This is a genomic window from Vibrio sp. Vb0667 (assembly GCF_033391095.1).
In genome coordinates, this window is the sequence record NZ_JAWPOL010000388.1 from 1 (window position 1) to 1,053 (window position 1,053).

The following is a 1,053-nucleotide window of genomic DNA, read 5'->3' on the forward strand; positions in this document are numbered from 1 at the left end:
GACTGGGTGAAGGTTAACCGCTTCTGAAAATAGAACTGGCACAAGCACATTACCATCTAGCGCTTGGATGATGCCGTAAGCCAGCAACAACCAGTAGAATTGTGGCGTCATGCCCCATTGGAACAAACCAACAATCGCAACCGGTACGGTTACCGCAGCTGCACCAATATATGGAATCAATACCGACAAGCCTACAGCAACGGCCAAGAGCGCGGAGTAACGTAGGTCTAGAATCGCGAATGTTACATAGCTCACGCCACCAACAATCAAGATTTCCAGCACTTTCCCGCGAATGTAGTTCGAGATTTGCTCGTTCATCTCGTGCCAAACTTTGTTCGCCAGCTTACGGTTTTTCGGCAAAATGCCGCTCGCCATTCTAAGCATTTCTTCTTTGTCTTTAAGTAGGAAGAAAATCAGCAGCGGCACCAAAATCAAGTACACCGCCAATGTGGCAATACTAACTAACGATGCAAGTGAGCCTTTTACCACGCTTTCACCCAAACCTAGTGCTTGGTTTTTCGCGTTGGTCACGACGGTTTCTACAATTTGTAGGTTCGCCAATTCCGGATGGCGCTCAGGCAACGTCATGATGAACTTTTGCAGCCCGTTATACATGTTCGGAATATCGTTGATTAAGTTGCCAACCTGAGTCCAGATCGTCGGAACCAAGCCAAATAAGGCGATCAACATGATGCTGATAAAAATAAAGAGAACAATAATCACTGATAAGGTGCGAGGCACACCCATACGAGACAATTTAACCACTGGCCATTCTAGGAGATATGCCAATACGATCGCCACCAGCAATGGCGCAATCAAATGCCCAAAGAAGTAAATGGTGATAAAACCAAACAGCAAAATGGCGACAAGGCTTACTGCGTGGGGATCTGAGAAGCGGCGTTGATACCAACGACTTACCATTTCGAACATCTTATGCGGATTCCTTATTGAAGACAGTCAATGTGTAGTGCTCTGGTGTAGATTGGCAATCAACCACGTACCCTTGGGTACGAAGGTAATTCACAATGTCTCGTTTAGAGCTGTTATCCACCA

General features: G+C 46.2%; 1 protein-coding gene and 1 pseudogene. Both read right to left on the reverse strand.

Annotation, left to right across the window (positions count from 1 at the left end; translation table 11 throughout):
- The coding region (locus R8269_RS26125; protein ID WP_318223028.1) for an AI-2E family transporter at positions 1–930 on the reverse strand (930 nt) is incomplete at its 3' end.
- Between the two features lies 1 nt (position 931).
- Positions 932–1,053 (reverse strand): annotated as a pseudogene (locus tag R8269_RS26130) (sulfurtransferase TusA family protein); the annotation flags it as partial.